Genomic DNA, 20,138 nt, shown 5'->3' with positions numbered 1-20,138 from the left:
CAATATTTATGTCGTTTGAACAACTCGGTCTGCGGACCGAACTCCTCCGTGCTGTATCTGAAGCAGGTTACAGCCAACCCTCACCGATTCAGGCCAAGGCGATTCCGGTGGTCTTGCAAGGCGGCGATCTGCTTGCCGGCGCCCAGACCGGAACCGGTAAAACCGCTGGTTTTGCTCTGCCGGTGCTGCAACGCTTAAGTGAAAAAGCCCCACAGAGAAGTGGCGCGATTCGTGCCCTGATTCTAACCCCGACCCGCGAGCTGGCAGCCCAGGTTGAGGCGAGCTTCCGTTTGTATGGTAAATATCTGCCGTTACGCTCGACGGTGATTTTTGGTGGCGTCAATATCCGGCCCCAGATCAGTGCCTTGCGTAAAGGGGTTGATATTGTTGTGGCTACCCCAGGGCGTCTGCTTGACCATGTTGGGCAGAAAACCATCGATTTGTCGCAGGTTGAAATGCTGGTACTGGATGAAGCCGATCGCATGCTCGATATGGGCTTTATCCATGATCTCCGTAAAATTCTCGGTCTGCTGCCGCGCAATCGTCAGAATATGCTGTTTTCGGCGACCTTTTCCAATGATATCAAACGCCTGGCTGACGGTTTTCTGAAGGCCCCGGAGATGATTGAAGTAGCGCGGCGGAACACCGCTGCCGAACAGGTCGATCAGGTGATGTACCGGATTGACAAGGGACTCAAGCGCGCGCTGCTGTCCCATCTGATATCCGGCAGTAATTGGCAGCAGGTGCTGGTTTTTACCCGCACCAAGCACGGCGCCAATCGTCTCGCCAGCCAGCTGGACAAAGACGGCATCACGACGACGGCGATCCACGGCAACAAGAGTCAGGGTGCCAGAACCAAGGCACTGGCTGATTTCAAGCAGGGCAGGGTGCGGGTGCTGGTGGCTACCGACATTGCCGCGCGCGGTCTCGATATTGAGCAATTGCCCTTTGTCGTGAACTATGAGATGCCCAACGTTCCTGAAGATTATGTCCACCGTATTGGCCGCACCGGTCGTGCCGGTAACAGCGGGAATGCTATTTCCTTTGTCTGCAGTGAAGAGCGCAAGCAATTGCGCGATATTGAAACCCTGCTGCAACGCCGGATCCCCTTGCAGGAGCAGGAGGCTGGACTGAAGCTGGTGTCTTCGGCTGTTGATTCGCCGGCAAGGGCTCCCCAACGCGGTCGTGGGGCAGCGCCTTCAAACCGTCAGCCGGCCAAAAGCTCGAGCCGTAGCGCCCGTCCAGCCGGCAAGTCGTATCGTCCCCAGGCTGGTGCCGCAAATGCTCGCGCTGGTCGTGCTTCGCGCTAACAGGCTTTTAAGTCCCGGTAATGCAATAAAAACCCCCGAGAGCTGTTGATAGCCTTCGGGGGTTTTCCCGTGGTGCTTATTGTCATCCACACCCGACACCGGTTGGTCAGCAACATCATCAAGGCAACCCCTTACCACCGATAATTGACCAGGAACCACTGGTGGCAGGGGATGTTTCGGCTATCCGGATCTCTTGCCTCGTTCTCTATCTCTGTTCAGCACCGGATCTTCGGATCCTATCTCAAGGGACCCCCGACTCTGCGCCAGGACAGTGCTGAACAGATACAAATTACTTTTCTTATTTATTCTCTCGCAGTTAATGTCGTGTGTGGATTTGGCCGAAGCAAGCGATTTTTGTAAATCCTGCAGCAAAGCTACCAGGCCATGGTGGAGAATATTTCCGTGTTTGACGAGATTGCCCCCGCAAGAAGAAGGTCGGTCCAAGGCAAAAGAATAACTGTGTGGGAGTATGTGCTGGACGCCGGAGCACGAAATTTCCTTGTTCTTTTCTGGGTTCCACCAGATCCAACGGAACCAGTCCTTCTTTTAAATATCCGGATCGGTGGGCAAAATCGTTTTTACTGGAAAGAAGAGTCACAGTGACCGCTCTAACGAAATGAATTAAGGATCTGGATCTCTCCTGGATTACAAACCAGCATCCTCGCAGGATGTTCAAAATATAGCGCATTTCAAGAAAAGCCCTCGGCCCCATGATCGAAGGCTTTTCTTGTCTGATGAGTCGTGACAAATAAGAAACGCCCTCGATCTGGAGATTGGGGGCGTTTCGTGCTCTACAGTAGGTGAAAAACGATATTAGATCCATCTTACCATGACATTGGCGCGATCTGGTCTTTTTATTTATCCAGGTCTGCTTCGTTGCGCATCAGCCGCCACAATGTCAGCTGGTCAGGAAAGCCTGTCGGTTCGAAGCCGATAGATGTCTGAAATTTCTTCATCGCCTCCAAGGTTTGCGGGCTGTACTCGTTATTGCGCGGGTCCTTATAAAATCCTGCTGCCTGCAATCTGTTCTGGACGCGTCCGATTGACTCGACGTAATGTCGTGCTTCCCTTTCTCCAATCGCAATGGTCGTCTTGTCCGATTTGTCAATGAGGCGGTCCGGCCACAGTTTCTTGAACAGGTTCACCAGTACACCGAAGATGGGATCCGATGGGTTTTTCTGACAATGGTTATCAAGGATTGCCATCAGCAGTTCGGTGCTTTCAAACGACATGAGATCATAGGTCTGTGAAGCATGCTGGTTGATCCCTGTGATGTATCCATCGACCCATGCCGCCGCCACCAGGTAGACTTCGCTGCGCGCGGCCCGTTCCTGGGTGTAAAGCGCGCAGCTGATCAGTCCGGCTCCCCGGACAGCAAATTGGCCTTCTCCGTCTGCCGTGTGGGCCGTTGCCGCGGAAAGAAGCAGCACCAATGTAAAAATAAAGGCCATGAGCTTGCTGGGTTGATTGTTATGCACAATGTTCACCTTGTTTGCGGATGCCGGCACGCTGCCGGCGTCTTAACTGCAAGGCCACCAGCCCCACAAGCATCAGGCCAAAGGTCCCCGGTTCCGGTACCGCAACGTACAGGGTAAAGGGTGAGCCGGCAATATTGTTGAAGCCGAATAAATTGAACGTTGTGTCATAGACGGAGAAGCCCACCTTTGATGTTTCAAACAGGGTATTGCCGATGCCAAGCAGGTCATTGAGAGTAAATGGGTTGAAATCCAGGTTAAACACCCCCAGAGAGGCAGTAGCACCCAGTTTCAGCAGATCCAATGTACCAACCAGGCCCAGGTCCAGCCCTATGTCATTTGTCAGGGTGGCGTCCAGCCAGAAGGAGGGCGTGAACGTGGTGGTTTCATTAATGGCGAATTGCGGCAGCTCGCTCCAGAGCCCGCTCCAGTTGTTGTGGAAGCCGGACTGGCCGTAAATTTCGACAGGATTGCTGAATGCGATGTCGGCCATGAGTGTCGGTGTGAACTCGAAGTCTTGCGTGACACCCAGTACCGGGCCGGCCTTAACATCAATCAGATCGAGGGAAGCAGATAACTGTAATGATCCGGCATTGATGAGATGAAAATTCATGCCGGTGGGCGGCAAACCAGCAAACATCGTTGCGGCACCGTCGAGGTCGAGCTGCAACGACAACAGATCATCCCGGCCGTTGGAGGTGACATTTTCTCCGGAGCCCGTGCCGGTGGTGGCAATATCCGGGACGTATACGGTCATCTCCGCCAGCTCGACAGTGACCGCTGGGGAGGGCAAGGTACCAATGGTAAAGCCAGGGCCGGTCAACATGAAACCGGGCACAGGTGGAACCGTGGTCGTGATGCCCCCCTCAAGTGTCAGGCTCTGATTGAGGATAGGAATTTCAGCGAAGGCCTTGCCGTCGGGCATGATGCCATCCAGCACCTTCAGGCTGTTCGGATCGATGGACAGTATACGTTGATCAAGGTCGATGGTTGGCAGGGCCATAGATCCTGAGTTCGCGCAACCAAAGGTCAACGCGCAGGCCTGCGCATCGATTGAGCCTGACAGTTGCATGATGGCGCTGATGTACGCTTCGATCTTTGGTGACTGGGTTTGTAGCGAACCGTCGTCGAAAGTGCTGTTGGTGATGAGGCTGAAGAATTCAGAAGCCTTCACGCTGTCCGGCAATTCTGCCACTGCCTGAAAATTTGCTTTGGTATCGACAGAGCCACTGTCGATGGAGTAGCCGAATTCGAGACCGACTTTCCCGGAGGTGTGTACGTTCAGTTTAGCTCCCGTGCGGGTGTCAATCGTCACCGCATCAATTGCCGGTGTGATCTGGACGTTCGTCCAGTAACCCTTAAACGGATTAGACCATGTCGGCGTCGGATTCCAGACCGGGACGGTAACGGCAGGAATATTAGGAGTTATTTGCTGGTTGGCGTCGCCTGCAATACCGCCAATGGTGGCAGTTTTGTCCGTCCATTGGGTGCCCAGGAAAACGGATTCTTCCTTGCGGAAGGCCGTGCCGGTATCCCACATGCTTTGTCCGCTGCTTTCGAATACAAGTGGGCCAGCGTCGTAGATGATGGCAGCGTTTATGTGTGAAGATAGAATCAGAAACGTGCCGGCAAAGAGTGCAACAACCTTAACAATCCGCGTGATCATGTCGATCCCCTTTCCTTGCTGGTGGTGAGCACCTCTGGTTGTGTGCTCGGCAGATGGAGTTCGTCGGGTCAGTATGATCACACATTGACAAATGCAAAAATCATGCCATAATGAGATAATTTTAACTTACCACGTGAGGTCAGGTAGTTATCGTTATTCGAGGTTATAGGGATTAGGATTGTTTATGAAAAATGTAAATTAATTCGACATTAGTGTAAAAAATTTCGACGTAAACGTAAAAAATGTCGACACCGACTGTAAACGATCATCCTTCGAGGGGGTCATGGATTAATGAACTGTAGCAATAGCCTTCCACTAATCGAGGTCAGCACTTCATGCGCTTGTCTCCATGGACTTGCAGCAACGAGTATTGACGGGGAGCGTCGACAGATTGAAACGACGATTGAAACAGTACAAAAACTTGCCAAATTAGTGGTAATATATTTCGTGAAATAAGATACATGGCAGATCCCACTGACGGCATTTTTAAAAAAAACCGCCTGGATTGCCAAGTGGGGTTTGCGTGTTTTTATCGGCGTGCGAAACAAGAAACGGTCGCCTGTTTCCAGGGGGGTATGTTGTTTATGGATGCTCGCTTTTACGTGGCTTGCCAGGCTCCTGGATCAGGACAATTTTTCCAGTAAAGCCGCGGCTGCTGGTTCAGATGATGCGGGATTCTGACCTGTAATCAGCAGACCATCAGTTACCACATGGGGATGCCAGTCATCCCCTTTTGAGTAATTGCCGCCATGCTCCTTGAGCATATCCTCGACCAGAAAGGGAACAATCTTCGTCAGTCCTACGGCCTCTTCCTCGCTGTTAGTGAAGCCGGTAACTTTTTTCCCCTGCACCACGGAGGCTCCATTTGGAGCTGTGGCGTGGCGTAGCACGCCAGGGGCATGACATACAGCGGCAACTGGTTTTCCCGCTGCAAGCATCGCCTCGATCAGAGCGATGGACGCTGCATCTTCGGCCAAGTCCCACAGGGGGCCATGCCCGCCAGGGTAAAATACGGCGTCATAATCAGTTGCGCAGACGGTTGCCAGTTTTAGTGTGTTTGCCAGAACAACCTGTGCAGCAGAATCTGATTTGAAACGATGGGTCGCTTCAGTCTGAAAATCCGGGGTGTCGCTCTTGGGGTCGAGCGGTGGTTGGCCGCCGAGTGGTGATGCGAGGGTAACTTCTGCCCCTGCGTCTTTAAAGACGTAATAGGGAGAAGCAAATTCTTCCAGCCAGAAACCGGTTTTTTCACCGGTACTGCCGAGTTTGTCGTGTGAGGTCAGTATCATCAATATTTTCATGTTAACTCCGTAGATCTAAGTGAGGCAACTTTTGTGACATGATCAACCAAACTACCAAAGTTTTCCCCTTTGAGCAAGCTGATGGATGCTTGCGGCGCGCTCTCCAGATCGTCGACCGGGCCTTCGCGAACGATGATTTGTGTCGATTCAGTAGCGGACCTTTCGATCCTATGACCGGGGACGCGATAGCTTCTCGTTGGGGCATCCATGACCTCTTGTTGTCACCGACATATTACCTTGCCACATTAATCCCGACCTTGCGCAAGGACAGCGCTGAATGATTCGAAGATTTTTACTTTCGCCAGGCAAGGTGCTTATCCCGATAAGTGGCAACATCGGACGGGTAGATAAGAATGGCTTGAGAGGTTGAACGTTACATCAATATGACCGTTCAGAAACAGTACTTGAAAATAAAGATCATATTTGTTAACCTTGTCTGTGATTTATTTAAAAAATTAATTCCGCACAAATCTTCGTGCGAGAAAGATTTTTATTTTAACGATGTTTATGATCTGTTGTTATCTGCCTGAACTTACCTATCGAGCCAATCATCATAGCAGTGTGACGGTGTTACTTACTAAACGTTGACTGCCCTTCGACAAAAAACTCTGTTTTGTTTAGTTTGAACTGTCTTTGGGGTTTAACCGCATTGTTTTGCCCCTTAACCGAACACCGATACGAAATCCTTAGAAAAGGAGCAAAAGGCCTTTATCATGAGTATTTATTCCATCAATCAACAAAAAATTGCCGCAGATTTGAGTGAAAACCAGGTTCATCAATCCAAATGGACTGACTGGCACTGGCAGTTACGTCATTCGATCAATCGTGTCGACACCTTTGAAAAGCTTCTCGGGATCAAACTTAACGATGTAGAGCGGCGCAAAATTGAATTGACCCTGCGGAAGTTTCCCCTGTCGATTACCCCTTACTATCTGTCCTTAATCGATACGGATGATTTTCGCAACGACCCGATCTTTCGTCAGGCCTTTCCGGATCCTAAAGAGCTTGAAATTGACAAGTGCGATATGAGCGATCCACTGGCGGAAGATCGTGACAGCCCGGCACCGGGCATCACTCATCGATACCCCGATCGGGTGCTGTTCCACATCAGTAATGTCTGTTCCATGTACTGCCGCCACTGCACGCGAAAACGCAAAGTGGGCGATACCGATTCGATCCCGGATCGCGATCAGATTCGCGCCGGTCTTGATTATATTCGTGGCGCCACCGAGGTTCGTGACGTGTTGCTCTCCGGCGGTGATCCGCTGATGCTCTCTGATCAGTATCTTGATTGGGTCTTAACTGAATTGCGCCAGATCAAGCATGTTCAGGTGATCCGTATCGGTTCACGCATGCCGGTAGTGCTTCCCTATCGGATTACTGACGGTCTGGTCGAGATGCTCAAAAAACACCACCCGATATGGCTTAATACCCACTTTAATCACCCGCGGGAGATTACCAGCTCTTCAAAACAGGCATTGCGAAAGCTGGCTGATGCCGGAATCCCTCTGGGTAATCAGACCGTGTTGCTGGCAGGGGTGAATGACTGCGTGCGGATCGTCAAGTCGCTGGTACACAAGTTGGTGGAAAATCGGGTGCGTCCTTACTATCTTTATCAGTGCGATCTGTCTGAAGGTTTGTCCCATTTCCGGACACCGGTGGGTAAAGGGATCGAGATCATGGAAGGGTTGATCGGCCACACCAGTGGCTTTTCCGTGCCGACCTACGTGATTGATGCCCCAGGTGGTGGTGGAAAGATTCCCTTGACTCCTAACTACCTGATCTCTTTATCAACCAACAAGGTCGTGCTGCGCAACTACGAAGGGGTGATCACCACCTATGCTGAACCGGAAAGCTACAAGACAAAATTTTGTGAGCGCCAGTGTACAACCTGTGATCTGCAACTGAAACTGGAAGGCGCTGACGATAACAACAATGCCACCGGGATTGAACAGCTGTTATGTGATTATGATGAAACCATCAGCTTGACGCCGGCTGGTAACGAACGGATGGAGAGACGTGATGGCAGTTGATCGGATTGAAAGCTTCGGATCTTCCATGTTGCAACATGGCCCCGAAAATGACCGGGTTTATCTGATGAAGTTGCAGCAGGATGATGTGCCTGGAGTCCTTGAATATATTGATGAGCTGGTTGCTCGGCACGACTACTCCAAGGTCTTTGCCAAGATTCCTGCGACCAGTAAAGCTCCATTTCTGCAAGCCGGTTATAGGGTCGAGGCTCAGGTTCCAGGTTTTTATCAGGGTGAAATTGATGGCTTGTTCCTGGCGAATTATCCTCAGCCTGAGCGTCAGAATGACCCTGATGCGGCGGTTGTAGCACAGGTGCTGGATGCTGCTCGGGCGAAAACGGGTTCAGCGGTTCCTGTCGGTCTGCCGGATGACGGGGTCCATCAGTGCCGCCTGGCGCAGAAGGATGATTGCTCGGCGATGGCCGATCTCTACCAGCGGGTCTTTTCCAGTTACCCCTTTCCGATCCATGATCCGGATTATCTGGCCGAGACGATGACAGATCATGTGATCTATGCCGGTATCTGGAAGGAAGATGAGCTGCTGGCTCTGGCCTCTGCCGAGGTTGACACGGCGGGAGCCCACGCTGAGATGACTGATTTTGCCACTGATCCTGCCTGTCGTGGCAAGGGTTTAGCTCATCTGCTGCTGGCCGAACTGGAAACACTGATGGCACAGGAAATGATTCAGACCTGTTATACCATTGCTCGCGCCACCTCGTTCGGCATGAATATCACCTTTGCCAAAAGCGGCTATCAGTATGGCGGCACCCTGGTGCAGAACACCCAGATTTCCGGCGGGCTGGAGAGCATGAACGTCTGGTACAAACCGGTCGAATAAGGGCAGGCAGAGGGATCAGGTCATTCTGCTCTGCAGCAACTGGTTCCAGGTGTTGCGTTCAAGAAACGACCCGGCGACATTGCCCTCCATGGTCTGAAACATGGACCAGGGGATCGACATACTCATGACGTTTTCGCCAAAGTGTTTGCGCAGATAGAGACGCGCAGACAGATCCATCAGGCCCGCCACTGCTTTGGGACGATCTTTTTCCTCTTCATCGTAAGCGTAGAGGCCAATCGCCTGACAGCCGGCGGCAAAAGGGTACATGACGTTGTCGTTGCCGTCGAAGCTGTAGTTGGCTAATACGCCGAGGGCAGAAAACTGGTCAGGACTGCAGAAAAAAACCACGACAATCGGCTCTTCCTGCTGCGGATCAATTTCGCTTAACGGCTTGAAGACAACGTATCGGGTGGGGATGTCACGCATCGGCAGATCATCGATAAAGTCCTGCACCGCCTCCGGGTTTTTCAGGTAGCGCTCGCCCTGCAGATATTCCTCAATAAAATGCTCATCAGCAAAGGGCTTCAAGGCCTTTGCGACGGCTTCCCCTTCAGGGTGACCGGCATTGCCGGAAGAAAGAAAGCGGCAGAATCCCTCGGTCCCGCCAGGGAAGTTGCGATACTGATCGCCGAAGCCAAGGCCGGTGCCACCGCCGAAACAGCCAAAGGCATCGCGACTGCAGGCAGTAACCTTTCCCTTGGCCGCAGCCGCGGTTAGCCAGAGGGAGCAGGCCCAGGAGTTATCCTTGAACCTCTGCGCTCCATCCGGTATTTCATCATTCCAGAGAATTGCAACCGGCTGGTGGGGGAGATTAATTGCTGCGGCAATCTGACTGTTCATGATGGTCTCCTGACAACAAAGGGATGACAAAATAATCATTCAATAAAGTTGCCATTATATTGATGTTAAGGATGGCTGTCGAGTATGTAACCGATACCCGTGAACAGGCATCAATTCACAGTGATAAATAGTGATGAACGGGAGTTGATGCCGATGAGTTTTGATCAGGCCGGTAGGCTTTGCCAGGATTTGAGTACCTGGCGTTGGACAAGTAAAATAACAAAGGGCGCCCCGTGATGAAGCACCCTTTGTTATTTTGTCATTGCTGCCTGCGCGTGATCAGGAACCGCCGTAGGAATGCAGCCCGGACAGTACCAGGTTGACTCCCAGATAGCAGAATATGGTGGCACCAAAGCCGATCATTGACAGCCAGGCAGCTTTGCGCCCGGCCCAGCCGCGGGTAAAACGGGCGTGGAGAAAGGCTGCGTAGATAAACCAGACAATCAGACTCCAGGTTTCCTTCGGATCCCAACTCCAGTAAGTTCCCCAGGCGTAGTATGCCCAGGCGGCACCGGTGATGATGCCAAGGGTCAGCATCGGAAAGCCGATCATAATGGCTTTGTAGTTGAGGTCATCCAGCACCTTGGTGGGCGGGAACATGCCGAGAATGCCTCCCATCGGTTCCGGGCCCTGGTGCTTCTCTTCCTTGCCGATCTTCAGCAGATACATAATAGAGACACCAAACGCGATGGCAAATCCGGCATAACCGATAAAGCAGGTGATGACGTGATAGGTCAGCCAGTTACTCTGCAATGCCGGCACCAGCGGGTCGATCGATTTGTTCAGACTCATCTGCCCCCAGAGCATGGCGAACAGGGCGATGGGCAGAACAAAGGCGCCCACGGCGCGGTGGTTTTTAAAATATTTCAACTCCATGATCAGATAGACGCCGACGATCGACCAGGCAAAAAAGACGACCGACTCATAGAGGTTGGTCAGGGGTGCGCGTCCATGGTCGCTGCCAAGAATCGCGTAGGATTCGTACCAGCGCACTCCCAGCGCAGCGGTCTGGATGATAAAGCCGATCAGCGCCGCCAGTGTTGCTGCGGTTGCGACCTTGTTGTTTTTGGTGGCAATAAAAGCGATATACAGAACCATCGAGGAAAAATAAGCGATGGTCGTCAAATTAAAGAGCAGTCCACTGTCCATGGGTTATCCCTCCTTCGTAGGGGATTGGTTTTTAATGGCGAGTTCAACTTTTTGCATCAGATCATCGAAGGCCAGGGCAAATCCCGGCTGATTACGGTGGGCGTTGCCGGCCAATTGAACCTTGGTGGCGTTGCCGTCCTGCTCAATGCAGGCCCAGATCCGCTTGTGGGACATAAAGAAAGCAATAAAAGGACCAATGATCAGCAAGATACAGCCGGCCCAGACAATATTAACACCGGGGTCTTTAGCTACCTGCAGGCCGGTGAAGTAGGGTTGTTTGAAACCGAGCATGGCAAAGCTGAATTTATCACCTCGCCGAACGTCAAATTCGGGAAAGTTTTGCCAGACGACGATTGGGTTCTGGCGCACTCCCTCCGGGTTGATGACATGCAGACGCATCGCTGGGCCGAAATTACGGTCATCGTCGGTATAGTCAGTGACAATGGCACTAAAGCCGTCAGGTAGTTGAACGCGATTATTCAGGGGAGCACTGAATTCTCGAATTTCACCGTTTTGGTTGTCGGTTACGTTAAATGTGATGATTGCGTCACCGGCCGGTCCGTAGCTTGACTGATAGAAGATAATACCATCAAAGAACAGCGGATCGTTGACAACAATTCTTTTTTCGTAGACCTCGACACCCTCTCGTAACACAACCAGATCACTGGCATATTCCATTGGGCGTCTGGTGTTAGGGTAGAACTTGACATCAAAGTTGTCGCAACGCACCTCAAAGCCGAGGTCAATGTTGCGGCTACCGTCACGGGTGATGACGTGGGTCACCGAACCACCTTCCGGGATGGTGACGTAGGCGCGAAAGCCAAAAACATTGCCGATGATGGCACCAACCAGAATGACGATGATGGAAAGGTGGGTCATATAAGAGCCCAGGCGGGAATAGATCCCTTTTTGGGCAAACAGGTAAATTTTTCCGTTAGCATCAGAACGGACAGTTTTTGTAAAATGTTTATCGAGGGTGTCTTTGACGCGATCAACAACAACTTCCGGGCTTTCTTCAGTGCTGATCTCCAATTTGTTGCTGGAGTTTTTCAGCAGGCCGGGAGTAGCAATATGAGCGGGCTCTTTAAAAAACTTCCAGGTGCGGGGAAAATGTTTGATGGAGCAGCAGATCAGGTTAACGCAGAACAGTGCCAGCAAGGCAACAAACCAGGTGGAGCTGTACATCTCGGTAAATTGAAGTCTGGTGAAGAGTTCATAGTTGGATTGGCCGTAAAGGCGGATGTATTCTGCTGCAGAGGAATTCTGCGGAATAATCGTGCCGATAATGGAGGTCACCGCCAGCAATAACAGCAGAATGATGGTCAGCTTCAGGGAGCAGAAAAAGTCCCATATGCGATCAGTGAAGTCTTGTTTTTTTTCTGTTTCAGTCAAGGTAAATATCTCCCGTTGTGGAATGCCTGATAAGTCAGACAAAATAGGTCATAATAATCGACGGGTAGCGTCGTTTATCAGGGCGCCTAGCGGGAGAATCTCAATGGAGCAGGATGGTTGTGCGCAAAAATGCCAAGGCGTGGCGAGGTGCAATAGATGTAATGGGCTGTTGTGCGGTATTTTTGCAACTGAAGGACGGCGGCACAAAGTCCTTGATGGCTTTTGACTGCGGTAGTTGCTGGCGTGATTCAAGAATCAGCGGGAGCAGATCCTTGATCTGATTGGCATATTCAGGGCTGCCGAAATTTTGTAGCGGCAAATGAGCACGATGGCAAGCTGCGCTGTCGCAGCAGGGATCAGCAGGGTCGGTGTCGATAAAAAAGTGGCAGAGGTTGACCTGAATGCCGGCAGTGGAGCGTTCTGTGGCCGGCGCAGAGGGACACCCAAATACTGATTGCAGACCCATCAGTAAGAATAAAAAAAGGGCTGGAGGGAGGGAGCGCAGGGTTCTTTTCATTGGGTTAAGTAGGGCCCCTTGTGGTTGTTTGCCAGGCTTCTCAGCCCGATGTCCAGCATGCCGGGACATTTTTGGTCCTTCTGCTGTTTTCTTTATGGGCGCAACACTATAGCCTGTGCTGTGGTTGCAAGGCAAGAAAATTAGCCGTGAACTCCGGGTTTTCCACCAGGTGCTCTGACGCATTGACCCGTCTTATCGTCACAAACCAGGGTTATAACCCAGCATCTTTAAGTTTTTTTAACTGCTCTTTCTGTTCAGCGGTAAGGCTTTTGGGGACAGCCACCTCGATAATGGCGAAAAGATCACCTGCTACCTGTTTGCCCGAGGCCGCAACCCCGAACCCGCGCAGGCGGATCTTTTGCCCTGGCTGCATGCCGGCCGGCACCTTGACCCGCTTCGGGGTTTCGAGGGTTGGCACCTCGATGGTTGTGCCGAGGCAGATGCCACTAAACGGAATTTCCGCCCTCACCAGCAGATCATTGCCTTCGCGGCTGAACACCGGATCGGGTTCAATGTCAATTTGTAAATACAGGTGCCCCGCCGGTCCACCCGCCGGATTGACACCTCCCTTGCCGGCGACGCGAAGCTTTGCACCCTGCTCAATGCCCGGGGGAATCTTGACCTTGATCTGCTCGACCTTGCCGTCGCTGCGATAGTCGATGCGGCGCTCACCACCCTGAACCGCCAGGCGAAAAGGGATACTGATCTGCATCGAATAGTCCTGTCCTCGTTGTGGTGCGCGGCGGGTGTGTGGACGCCCACCAAAGAGTTGGCTGAACAGGTCTTCCCCACCGAAGCTGCCGAAGATATCCCCCATGTTGACATTGCGGAAGATATCTTCCTGGGAAAAGCGCTGGTGAAAACCGGCATCACCAAACTGGTCATACTGACGCTTTTTCTCCGAGTCAGAGAGCACGGCGTAAGCTTCTGTCAGTTGTTTGAATTGATCTTCAGCGTGCTTGTCGCCGGGGTTCTTGTCTGGGTGATATTTCTGCGCCAGTTTACGATAAGATTTTTTTATCGTTGCGGCATCGGCATTGCGTTCGACGCCAAGTATCGAGTAGTAATCTTTAGCCATAGTCCCAACGCTCCTGTTTCCTGCAAGTTGACAATAGGATTCATAGTAGGATCACTTTTTCAACAGGTCAAGCACCTTGCCTGTGGATGTAAGCGACGGCTTGACCTGTCTGTGGTGAACCGCTAGGATATGGAAAAATTTCATTAATCCGAACTTTTGCAGGGGCCATTATGACACGAATCGCAATCATAGGAGCAGGCATTTCCGGGCTGGCGGCAGCCAGTTCTATTGAAGAGCATGCCCGCCGGTCGGGACTTGATCTGACCACCCTGGTTATCGAAAAACAGGAACGGGTCGGCGGCAAGATCTGGTCGATCAAGGAAGAGGGGTACCTGTGTGAATGGGGGCCTAACGGCTTCCTCGACAGTAAACCCATGACCCTGGATTTGTGCCGCCACCTGCAGATTGAGGAGCGCTTGCTGCGTTCTGATGATAACGCCCGCAAGCGTTATATCTACGCGGATAAAATGCTCCACCGATTGCCCGAGAATGGTCCCTCTTTTCTCTCTTCCAAGTTAATCTCCTGGCCGGGAAAATTACGTCTGGCGGGTGAGGTTCTGGTGCCCAAACGTACTGATCCCGGTGATGAAACCCTTGCCGAGTTCGGGCGGCGGCGGTTGGGCAAGGAAGCCCTGGATAAGCTGATTTCCCCTATGGTCTCCGGTATTTTTGCCGGCAATCCGGAAACCATGAGTCTGAAGAGTTGTTTCCCGCGCATCTATGAACTTGAGCAGGAATATGGTGGTCTGCTCAAGGCGATGGTGCGACTGGCGCGCAAAAAACGCGCCGAGATCAAGGCGGGCAAGGCGGTTGCCAGTGCTGCCGGACCGGGTGGGGTGTTGACTTCTTTTGTCGGGGGCATTCAGGAACTGACCGATGCCGCTTCCTCTTCTTTACAGGGGGAGCTGATAACTGGTCAGCAGGTGGAGCGAATCGAGAAAAAATCAGGTGGTTTTCTATTGCAGCTGGCTTCCGGTAAGCAGCTTGACGTTGATCTGGTCGTTACCGCCTCCCCCTCATACGCCGTGGCAACGATGATCGACCAACTGAACCCTCAAGTAGCCACGCTGTTACGTGAAATCCCTTACGCTCCGATGAACGTGATCTGTTTCGGTTATGAACGTGAACGGATCGCGCGCAATCTGGATGGCTTTGGCTATCTGATCCCCCGCGCCGAGGGGTGCCACACCCTCGGAACCCTCTGGGATTCGAGTATCTTTCCCAATCGTGCTCCGCAAGGAAAGGTGCTGTTACGCTCAATGATGGGCGGCGCGACCAATGCGGCAGCGATTGATCTGGCCGATGACGAGGTCATCGCCCGCACCAGCGCCGATTTGAGCCGGATCATGGGAATCACTGAGTCGCCCGATTTTGTCCGGGTGTTCCGTCATCCACGCGCTATTCCCCAGTACACGCGTGGCCACGGTGCCAGATTGCAGGCGCTGGATGCTGCGCTGGCCACTACCCCGGGACTACTGTTAAGCGGAAATGCTTTTTACGGAGTGGGATTGAATGATTGTGTCAACGCAGCCAATCGGGTAGCCGAGCGGGTGATGAAAGAGGTACAGGACCGAAGCGCCTGACCGCAGAAACAACAAAACATCATTCATCTGCGTCATCTTCCGGTTCTTTAAGCACGGCGGCCAGGGGGGAGTGGCTCAAAAAGCGCAGCCCGCCGTCTTGAGTGTTCTCAACAATGGACATGGGTCCGGAGCGCTCCATCTTGATTTCTTCACTGGTTTCACCGAGGTGAAGCACCGATCCTTCCATCAGCTTTGCCAGAACATTGATCCTGGCGCGGGCGGTCGGGTGTTCTCCGGCGCTGAAATTGATCAACTCTTCGTTGAGCTCTTCCCGCTCTTCTTCGAGGTTAACGTGGCGTTGGGTGAGGATGCCGATGCGCAGTTCAATCGCTTCACGCAGGGCCGGACGGTTGTCCGGCCGCGGTTTTTTGTTGAGCGATTTGAGTGCTTCACTGATCCGTTTAGCCTGTTCAGCAACGCTTTTGACCCGCGTCCGCAGGTACTTAAGACGATCGTTTTCGGGGAAGTAGACGCCGGACGTCAGCTGGGTTCTGATGCCGGAACGTGCCCCTACCGCTTTGGCCTCGATCCCTTCCAGGGCAATGGCCTCGCCGCCGGATATTTGCCCCGTTTCAATGTGGATGCTGCCGGTGGCTTTGAGGATCGAGTTACGCACTTCGTGGGCAACGTCGATGTTGTTCCAACATTCGACCGTGACCTGGTTGAGGTAGTTGGCCCGCAAAGCTCCTTTGCAGACGATTTTACCCACCCCCTTGCCGGTCATGGTGCCGATAGTAACCGGCCCGTCACACTGAATCTTGCAGGCCCCAACCGCACCGGAAACCTTGATCCCTTTGGTGGCGGTAATGTTGAAATCATCGAGCACATCCCCCTTGATATCGACAAAACCATTAAAGGTGATGTGGCCAACACGTAAGTCAACATCGCCATCGACGATAAATTCTTCGGCAATCGAGATCATGTTATTATCAAAGACAGCCCGGCCGCTGCGGATGGCAAAGGCCTGTTTGCCGTCGTCGCTCAAACGCACGCCGGCACCGGCAATAACATTGGCGGCTTTGCCGGATAGCGGGGTAATCAGATCGCCGGTGATGGTTTTCCCCGGGACTCCGGGGGTCGGCGGATAGATGTTGCCGATATGCTCACCAATCTCAACGTTGGAAAAATTCTGGACATCTTTGAAGTTGACCCGGCCAAACTCATCCTCTTCCCATTCCGACACATCCTTGCCGGTTGACACCAGCAGCTCGAACCAGCCGTCCTCTCCCGGTTCCGGCTCCGACCCGCGAGCGAGGATGATGTCCTGGGGATTGTTGCCCTGGGCAGCTTCAGTGCAAAAGATGGCAACCTGTTCGAGATCGACGCTGCTGGTAATATTGTTGCGGCGCAGAAACGACATGATATCCGCAGGAGAGGGGCTTTTTTCGAGGTTATGGACAGTGATGCCGGCACGGCATTCCATGTCGCTGGCGCAGGTTTGCAGTTGCAGGCTGTAGTCGTCGGTGACATATTCAGCAAGTACTTTGCACCCGACATCGATCCTGCTTTTTTTGTCACTCTCAGCCATGATCCTCACGTCTGATGTAGTAAAAATGATAAAAATTAGTATAACTCTATCATACCTATCGGCTAACAGACTAATTTAATTGAGCTACTTTTTCACCCGGAAAAAAATATTCAGTGGATTTCATGCCCACAGGTGTTGACCGACCATCGGCCTGCTGGTTATTCTGCCGCTGATTATCAATAAATCGGTTGGCGATCTACGGAGCATAACTATCATGACGACTGTCAAAGAGGGCTTTGAGCGTGATCTTGCCCAGGTCAGCTGGCGCGAGTTGCGCATTCACCTGCGCCGTGATGCCATTGTCACTGTGACTTCTGATCTGAACCTGGTAGCGGTAGCCGGGGCTGTTGCCGCGGACGATACCTCCGCAGTCGGGGCGTGGATTGCCGGTGGCCAATTGGCCAAGCCGACAGCTGCTGAGCTGGCAGAGTGGGAAACGTCCCTTGACAAGCCTTTTTTGATGCTGATTGTTCAACCCTATATTCTGATCCAGGCGGTGTGAGGGTGCTTACTGATTTTGTCACCTCTTTACGCGCTTATCGGTCTGCCGCGGTGTTTAATCCCTGGGCTGAGAGGGATTTCTGCCATGATGCTGATGATAAGGGAGCGGTTGTTCGTTGCGAACAGCTGACCCACTATCTGGGTGAGCGCATCGGGCAGGCAGATACCCTGTTGTGTGCCGAAGCGATTGGTTATCAGGGGGGGCATTTCAGCGGGATTCCGATGACCTCAGAGCGCCTGCTGTTGGGTGGACTGGCCCACAAAGGACTGGCACCGGAAATCGTATTTAAAGGACTTACCCCCCGCCGAACCAGCTCGCCCAAAGTGCGCCCCGCAGGTTTTACCGAGCCGACGGCGACCATCGTCTGGGGCTTCTTGGCACAGCAGGGAATCGATCCCTATCGGGTGGTTTTGTGGAACGCCTTTCCCTGGCACCCTTACCACCCTGACCAGGGGCTGCTCAGTAACCGCACCCCGGATGCGCGGGAACTAAGTGCCGGGCACCGGATCCTGCTGCAGTTGCTGGAACTCGGAAATTTCAGTCAGATTGTTGCGGTTGGCGAAAAATCCGCACTGCAACTGGGGCAGCTGCGGATTGGAGCGACCAAAGTCCGCCATCCCGCCAATGGTGGTGCCGGACAATTCAGAGAGCAGTTGCGTCAGATCTTAGGCTGAGTCTTGTTGGGTTCATCTGCGGTCGATCAGTGAAGGAAATGTCCCATGTCAATTACCATTATTGAACAGCAGATTGGACGATTTCTGGCCAGCGAAGTACCGGAGGTTCTTGCCATCAAAGGGGGCTGGGGGGTGGGCAAAACCTACGCCTGGAATGCTTACCTGCATGCCGCAAAAAATCAACGGCGTATCGCTCTAAGCGACTACTCGTACGTTTCCCTCTTTGGTATCAATTCCCTGTCGGAACTGAAAAACAGTATTTTTGAAAACATGATGTCGCGTCAGCACATCGGTCGCCGCCCGTCAGTGGAGAGCTTTCGTGCCAATATGAACCGTTTGTTGCGCACCACCGGAAAAAAGAAGTTTGCTCTTTTTGCGGTCGAAAAAGCGGCAGAATTGACTGATGCCCCGTTCGAATCCCTGGCTTTTCTATCGCTGGAAAAAACCCTGATCTGTCTGGATGATTTTGAGCGTAAAGGCAAAGGAATGGAGACCCAGGATATCCTCGGCCTGATCACCATCTTGAAGGAACAGAAAAAGTGCAAGGTGGTGCTGATTCTCAATGATGAAAGCCTCGGCGGCGATTCCCATATTGAGTACAATCGCCTGCGCGAGAAGGTGATCGACAGCGAACTGCGCTTTGCCCCGAGCGCCAAAGATTGTGTTGCTATTTCATTGCGCAACGATCTCTTAGGCAAGATTCTGGGGCCGGCGGTGATGCAATTGCAGATCAACAATATTCGCATCATCAAAAAAACCGAAGCCCTGGCGAGTTTGCTGGTGCCGGTATTGAAAAACGTTGATCCGCAGGTGTTAGAGCGGGCGGTGCGTATTCTTGCTCTACTGGCCTGGTGTTATTACAGCCGCTCTGCTGAGGCTCCTGATTATGCTTTTATCATGAATCGTACCGCCTCATTCGCCAGCCTTGACAGTGAGGAGAATTTGACCACGCAGCAGCAACAGTGGAATGCGATCCTGCGTGGCTATGATAATTTTTGTCTGGATGATTTTGGTCGTCAGATCGGTCGTCTGGTCGAGAATGGGTACCTCGATGAAGAACCGATGAAGGAACAGGCAATCATCTATGACGAGCAGATTCGCGCAGCACGCTCGGAAAAATCTTTCCAGGAGGCCTGGCAAACATTTTACCGCTCGTTTGATGACAATGCCACTGATGTTATTACTTGCCTGTCGGAGAGTTTTCGCGACAATGCCCGCCATATCAGCCCGGTCAACCTTGATGGCAGCGTGCGCCTGCTACGCTATCTGGGTAAAGACAAGTTGGCCAGTCGGATTATTGATCTGTATATCGAAAAACGCAAAGGTGAGACGAAGCTGTTTGCCATTGCGTCAGCTGTCGAGACAGAGGAAATTCGCGATCCAGAGGTGATAGAGAAATTCCGCCAGGTTCAGCACGCCCTGCGCGAAAAGTTGACCGTGCTACAGCTCTGCGAGCGGTTGCACGAAGAGGGGGACCACAGCGATGAGGAACATCAGCTTGCCCAGGCGTCGGTGACTGATTTTATCCTGCTGTTCAAGGGGTTAAACGGTGATCAATTATCCCGTCATATCGACGCTTGTCTGCGATACGGGCGACTGGGCGGCATCAGCGATTCGCAGCGGCTGATCGTTGAAAAAGCCACCGCCGCCCTGCAACAGATCGGCAGGGAAAGCCGCTTGAATGCGAGCCGGGTGAGGCGTTTCGGGGTCTCGATCTAAATAAAAAAGCCCCGGCCTGTTTGCTGGAGCTTTTTTATCAACCACTTTATGCAGCAGGTTGCACTACAGGGCTTTTTTGATCAGACTTTCAATCTGGTTTTTAGGCACGGCCCCTACCAGCTGATCAACGACCTTGCCCTGATGGAAAAGAATCATCGTCGGGATCCCGCGGACCCCGTATTGACCCGGGGTCGCCGGGTTGTCGTCGACGTTGACTTTACCGATCTTGACCTTGCCATCATATTCGTCTGCCAGTTGATCCAGCACCGGAGCAATCGCTTTGCAGGGGGCGCACCAGCTTGCCCAGAAATCGACGAGGATCGGGGTGTCAGATTTCAGTACGGTGGAATCGAACTGGTCGTCGGTAACTTCGATAATTTTATCGCTAGCCATCAGTTTCTCCTTATTCTTGATTCGAATACTCAAAAAGGGTGGTCAATTCATGCAAAAGCTAATATATAGTAACTCGGTTAAAAAATCAAAGATCTAATCATCGGACCCGAAGTGACGCTTGACACTAACCAGGAGCCTCCCTA

At 52.4% G+C, this 20,138-nt stretch carries 17 protein-coding genes; 7 read left to right on the top strand and 10 right to left on the bottom strand.

Annotation, left to right across the window (positions count from 1 at the left end):
- Window positions 1–8: 8 nt before the first annotated feature.
- A complete protein-coding gene (locus tag ICT70_RS08655; protein ID WP_191155583.1) occupies window positions 9–1,310 on the top strand; it encodes a DEAD/DEAH box helicase in 1,302 nt (433 codons plus the stop codon).
- Window positions 1,311–2,164: 854 nt separating this feature from the next.
- Here ICT70_RS08655 and ICT70_RS15170 read toward each other — a convergent pair.
- From ICT70_RS15170 to ICT70_RS08640, 3 genes are all read right to left on the bottom strand, one after another.
- Window positions 2,165–2,788 carry a peptidoglycan-binding protein gene (locus tag ICT70_RS15170; RefSeq protein ID WP_191155581.1) on the bottom strand — a complete coding sequence of 208 codons (624 nt, stop codon included), beginning with the start codon at window positions 2,786–2,788 and terminating at the stop codon, window positions 2,165–2,167.
- The gene (locus ICT70_RS08645; RefSeq protein ID WP_191155579.1) at window positions 2,781–4,451 is read right to left on the bottom strand and encodes a PEP-CTERM sorting domain-containing protein; all 1,671 of its coding nucleotides are present in this window, start codon (window positions 4,449–4,451) and stop codon (window positions 2,781–2,783) included. The genes ICT70_RS15170 and ICT70_RS08645 overlap by 8 nt, the downstream gene beginning before the upstream one ends.
- A 623-nt stretch (window positions 4,452–5,074) precedes the next feature.
- Complete coding sequence (locus ICT70_RS08640; RefSeq protein ID WP_191155577.1) at window positions 5,075–5,752, bottom strand: type 1 glutamine amidotransferase domain-containing protein; 678 nt, start codon at window positions 5,750–5,752, stop codon at window positions 5,075–5,077.
- 713 nt (window positions 5,753–6,465) lie between these two features.
- Here ICT70_RS08640 and kamA point away from each other — a divergent pair.
- The gene (gene kamA, locus ICT70_RS08635) at window positions 6,466–7,785 is read left to right on the top strand and encodes a lysine 2,3-aminomutase (RefSeq protein WP_191155575.1); all 1,320 of its coding nucleotides are present in this window, start codon (window positions 6,466–6,468) and stop codon (window positions 7,783–7,785) included.
- Window positions 7,775–8,620 (top strand): putative beta-lysine N-acetyltransferase, encoded by an 846-nt coding sequence (gene ablB, locus ICT70_RS08630; protein WP_191155573.1) that lies wholly within the window; start codon window positions 7,775–7,777, stop codon window positions 8,618–8,620. The genes kamA and ablB overlap by 11 nt, the downstream gene beginning before the upstream one ends.
- A 15-nt stretch (window positions 8,621–8,635) precedes the next feature.
- On the opposite strand, the gene ICT70_RS08625 is transcribed toward ablB, so the two are convergent.
- From ICT70_RS08625 to ICT70_RS08605, 5 genes are all read right to left on the bottom strand, one after another.
- The gene (locus ICT70_RS08625; protein ID WP_191155571.1) at window positions 8,636–9,460 is read right to left on the bottom strand and encodes a DUF169 domain-containing protein; all 825 of its coding nucleotides are present in this window, start codon (window positions 9,458–9,460) and stop codon (window positions 8,636–8,638) included.
- Between the two features lie 279 nt (window positions 9,461–9,739).
- Entirely contained in the window at window positions 9,740–10,609 is an 870-nt protein-coding gene (gene ccsB / locus ICT70_RS08620; RefSeq protein ID WP_191155569.1) for a c-type cytochrome biogenesis protein CcsB, read from the bottom strand.
- Between the two features lie 3 nt (window positions 10,610–10,612).
- A complete protein-coding gene (locus ICT70_RS08615) occupies window positions 10,613–12,001 on the bottom strand; it encodes a cytochrome c biogenesis protein ResB (RefSeq protein ID WP_191155567.1) in 1,389 nt (462 codons plus the stop codon).
- Between the two features lie 100 nt (window positions 12,002–12,101).
- A complete protein-coding gene (locus ICT70_RS08610; protein WP_191155565.1) occupies window positions 12,102–12,518 on the bottom strand; it encodes a hypothetical protein in 417 nt (138 codons plus the stop codon).
- A 211-nt stretch (window positions 12,519–12,729) separates the two neighbouring features.
- Window positions 12,730–13,596: a DnaJ C-terminal domain-containing protein gene (locus ICT70_RS08605; protein WP_191155563.1), complete on the bottom strand. Its 867-nt coding sequence runs from the start codon at window positions 13,594–13,596 to the stop codon at window positions 12,730–12,732.
- Between the two features lie 170 nt (window positions 13,597–13,766).
- Between ICT70_RS08605 and hemG the strand changes: the two genes are divergently transcribed.
- Window positions 13,767–15,179: a protoporphyrinogen oxidase gene (gene hemG, locus ICT70_RS08600; protein ID WP_191155561.1), complete on the top strand. Its 1,413-nt coding sequence runs from the start codon at window positions 13,767–13,769 to the stop codon at window positions 15,177–15,179.
- Between the two features lie 19 nt (window positions 15,180–15,198).
- Here hemG and ICT70_RS08595 read toward each other — a convergent pair whose 3' ends face one another.
- The gene (locus tag ICT70_RS08595; RefSeq protein WP_191155559.1) at window positions 15,199–16,707 is read right to left on the bottom strand and encodes a DUF342 domain-containing protein; all 1,509 of its coding nucleotides are present in this window, start codon (window positions 16,705–16,707) and stop codon (window positions 15,199–15,201) included.
- A 214-nt stretch (window positions 16,708–16,921) separates the two neighbouring features.
- On the opposite strand from ICT70_RS08595, the gene ICT70_RS08590 reads away from it, so the two are divergent.
- From ICT70_RS08590 to ICT70_RS08580, 3 genes are read left to right on the top strand one after another with little or no spacing between them, the layout of a single operon-like run.
- Complete coding sequence (locus ICT70_RS08590) at window positions 16,922–17,209, top strand: DUF2288 family protein (RefSeq protein ID WP_191155556.1); 288 nt, start codon at window positions 16,922–16,924, stop codon at window positions 17,207–17,209.
- A 2-nt stretch (window positions 17,210–17,211) separates the two neighbouring features.
- Window positions 17,212–17,883 carry a uracil-DNA glycosylase gene (locus ICT70_RS08585; RefSeq protein WP_191155554.1) on the top strand — a complete coding sequence of 224 codons (672 nt, stop codon included), beginning with the start codon at window positions 17,212–17,214 and terminating at the stop codon, window positions 17,881–17,883.
- Window positions 17,884–17,928: 45 nt separating this feature from the next.
- Complete coding sequence (locus ICT70_RS08580; RefSeq protein ID WP_191155552.1) at window positions 17,929–19,602, top strand: P-loop NTPase fold protein; 1,674 nt, start codon at window positions 17,929–17,931, stop codon at window positions 19,600–19,602.
- A gap of 63 nt (window positions 19,603–19,665) precedes the next feature.
- Here the strand turns inward: ICT70_RS08580 and trxA are convergent, their stop codons facing one another.
- Entirely contained in the window at window positions 19,666–19,995 is a 330-nt protein-coding gene (trxA, locus tag ICT70_RS08575) for a thioredoxin TrxA (RefSeq protein ID WP_191155550.1), read from the bottom strand.
- Window positions 19,996–20,138: the final 143 nt, after the last annotated feature.

This window comes from Pelovirga terrestris, assembly GCF_014773365.1.
In the GTDB taxonomy this organism is placed as follows: Bacteria; Desulfobacterota; Desulfuromonadia; order Desulfuromonadales; family Geopsychrobacteraceae; genus Pelovirga; species Pelovirga terrestris.
Note: the sequence above shows the minus strand (reverse complement) of the source record. Positions and strands in the feature narration are given on the sequence as shown.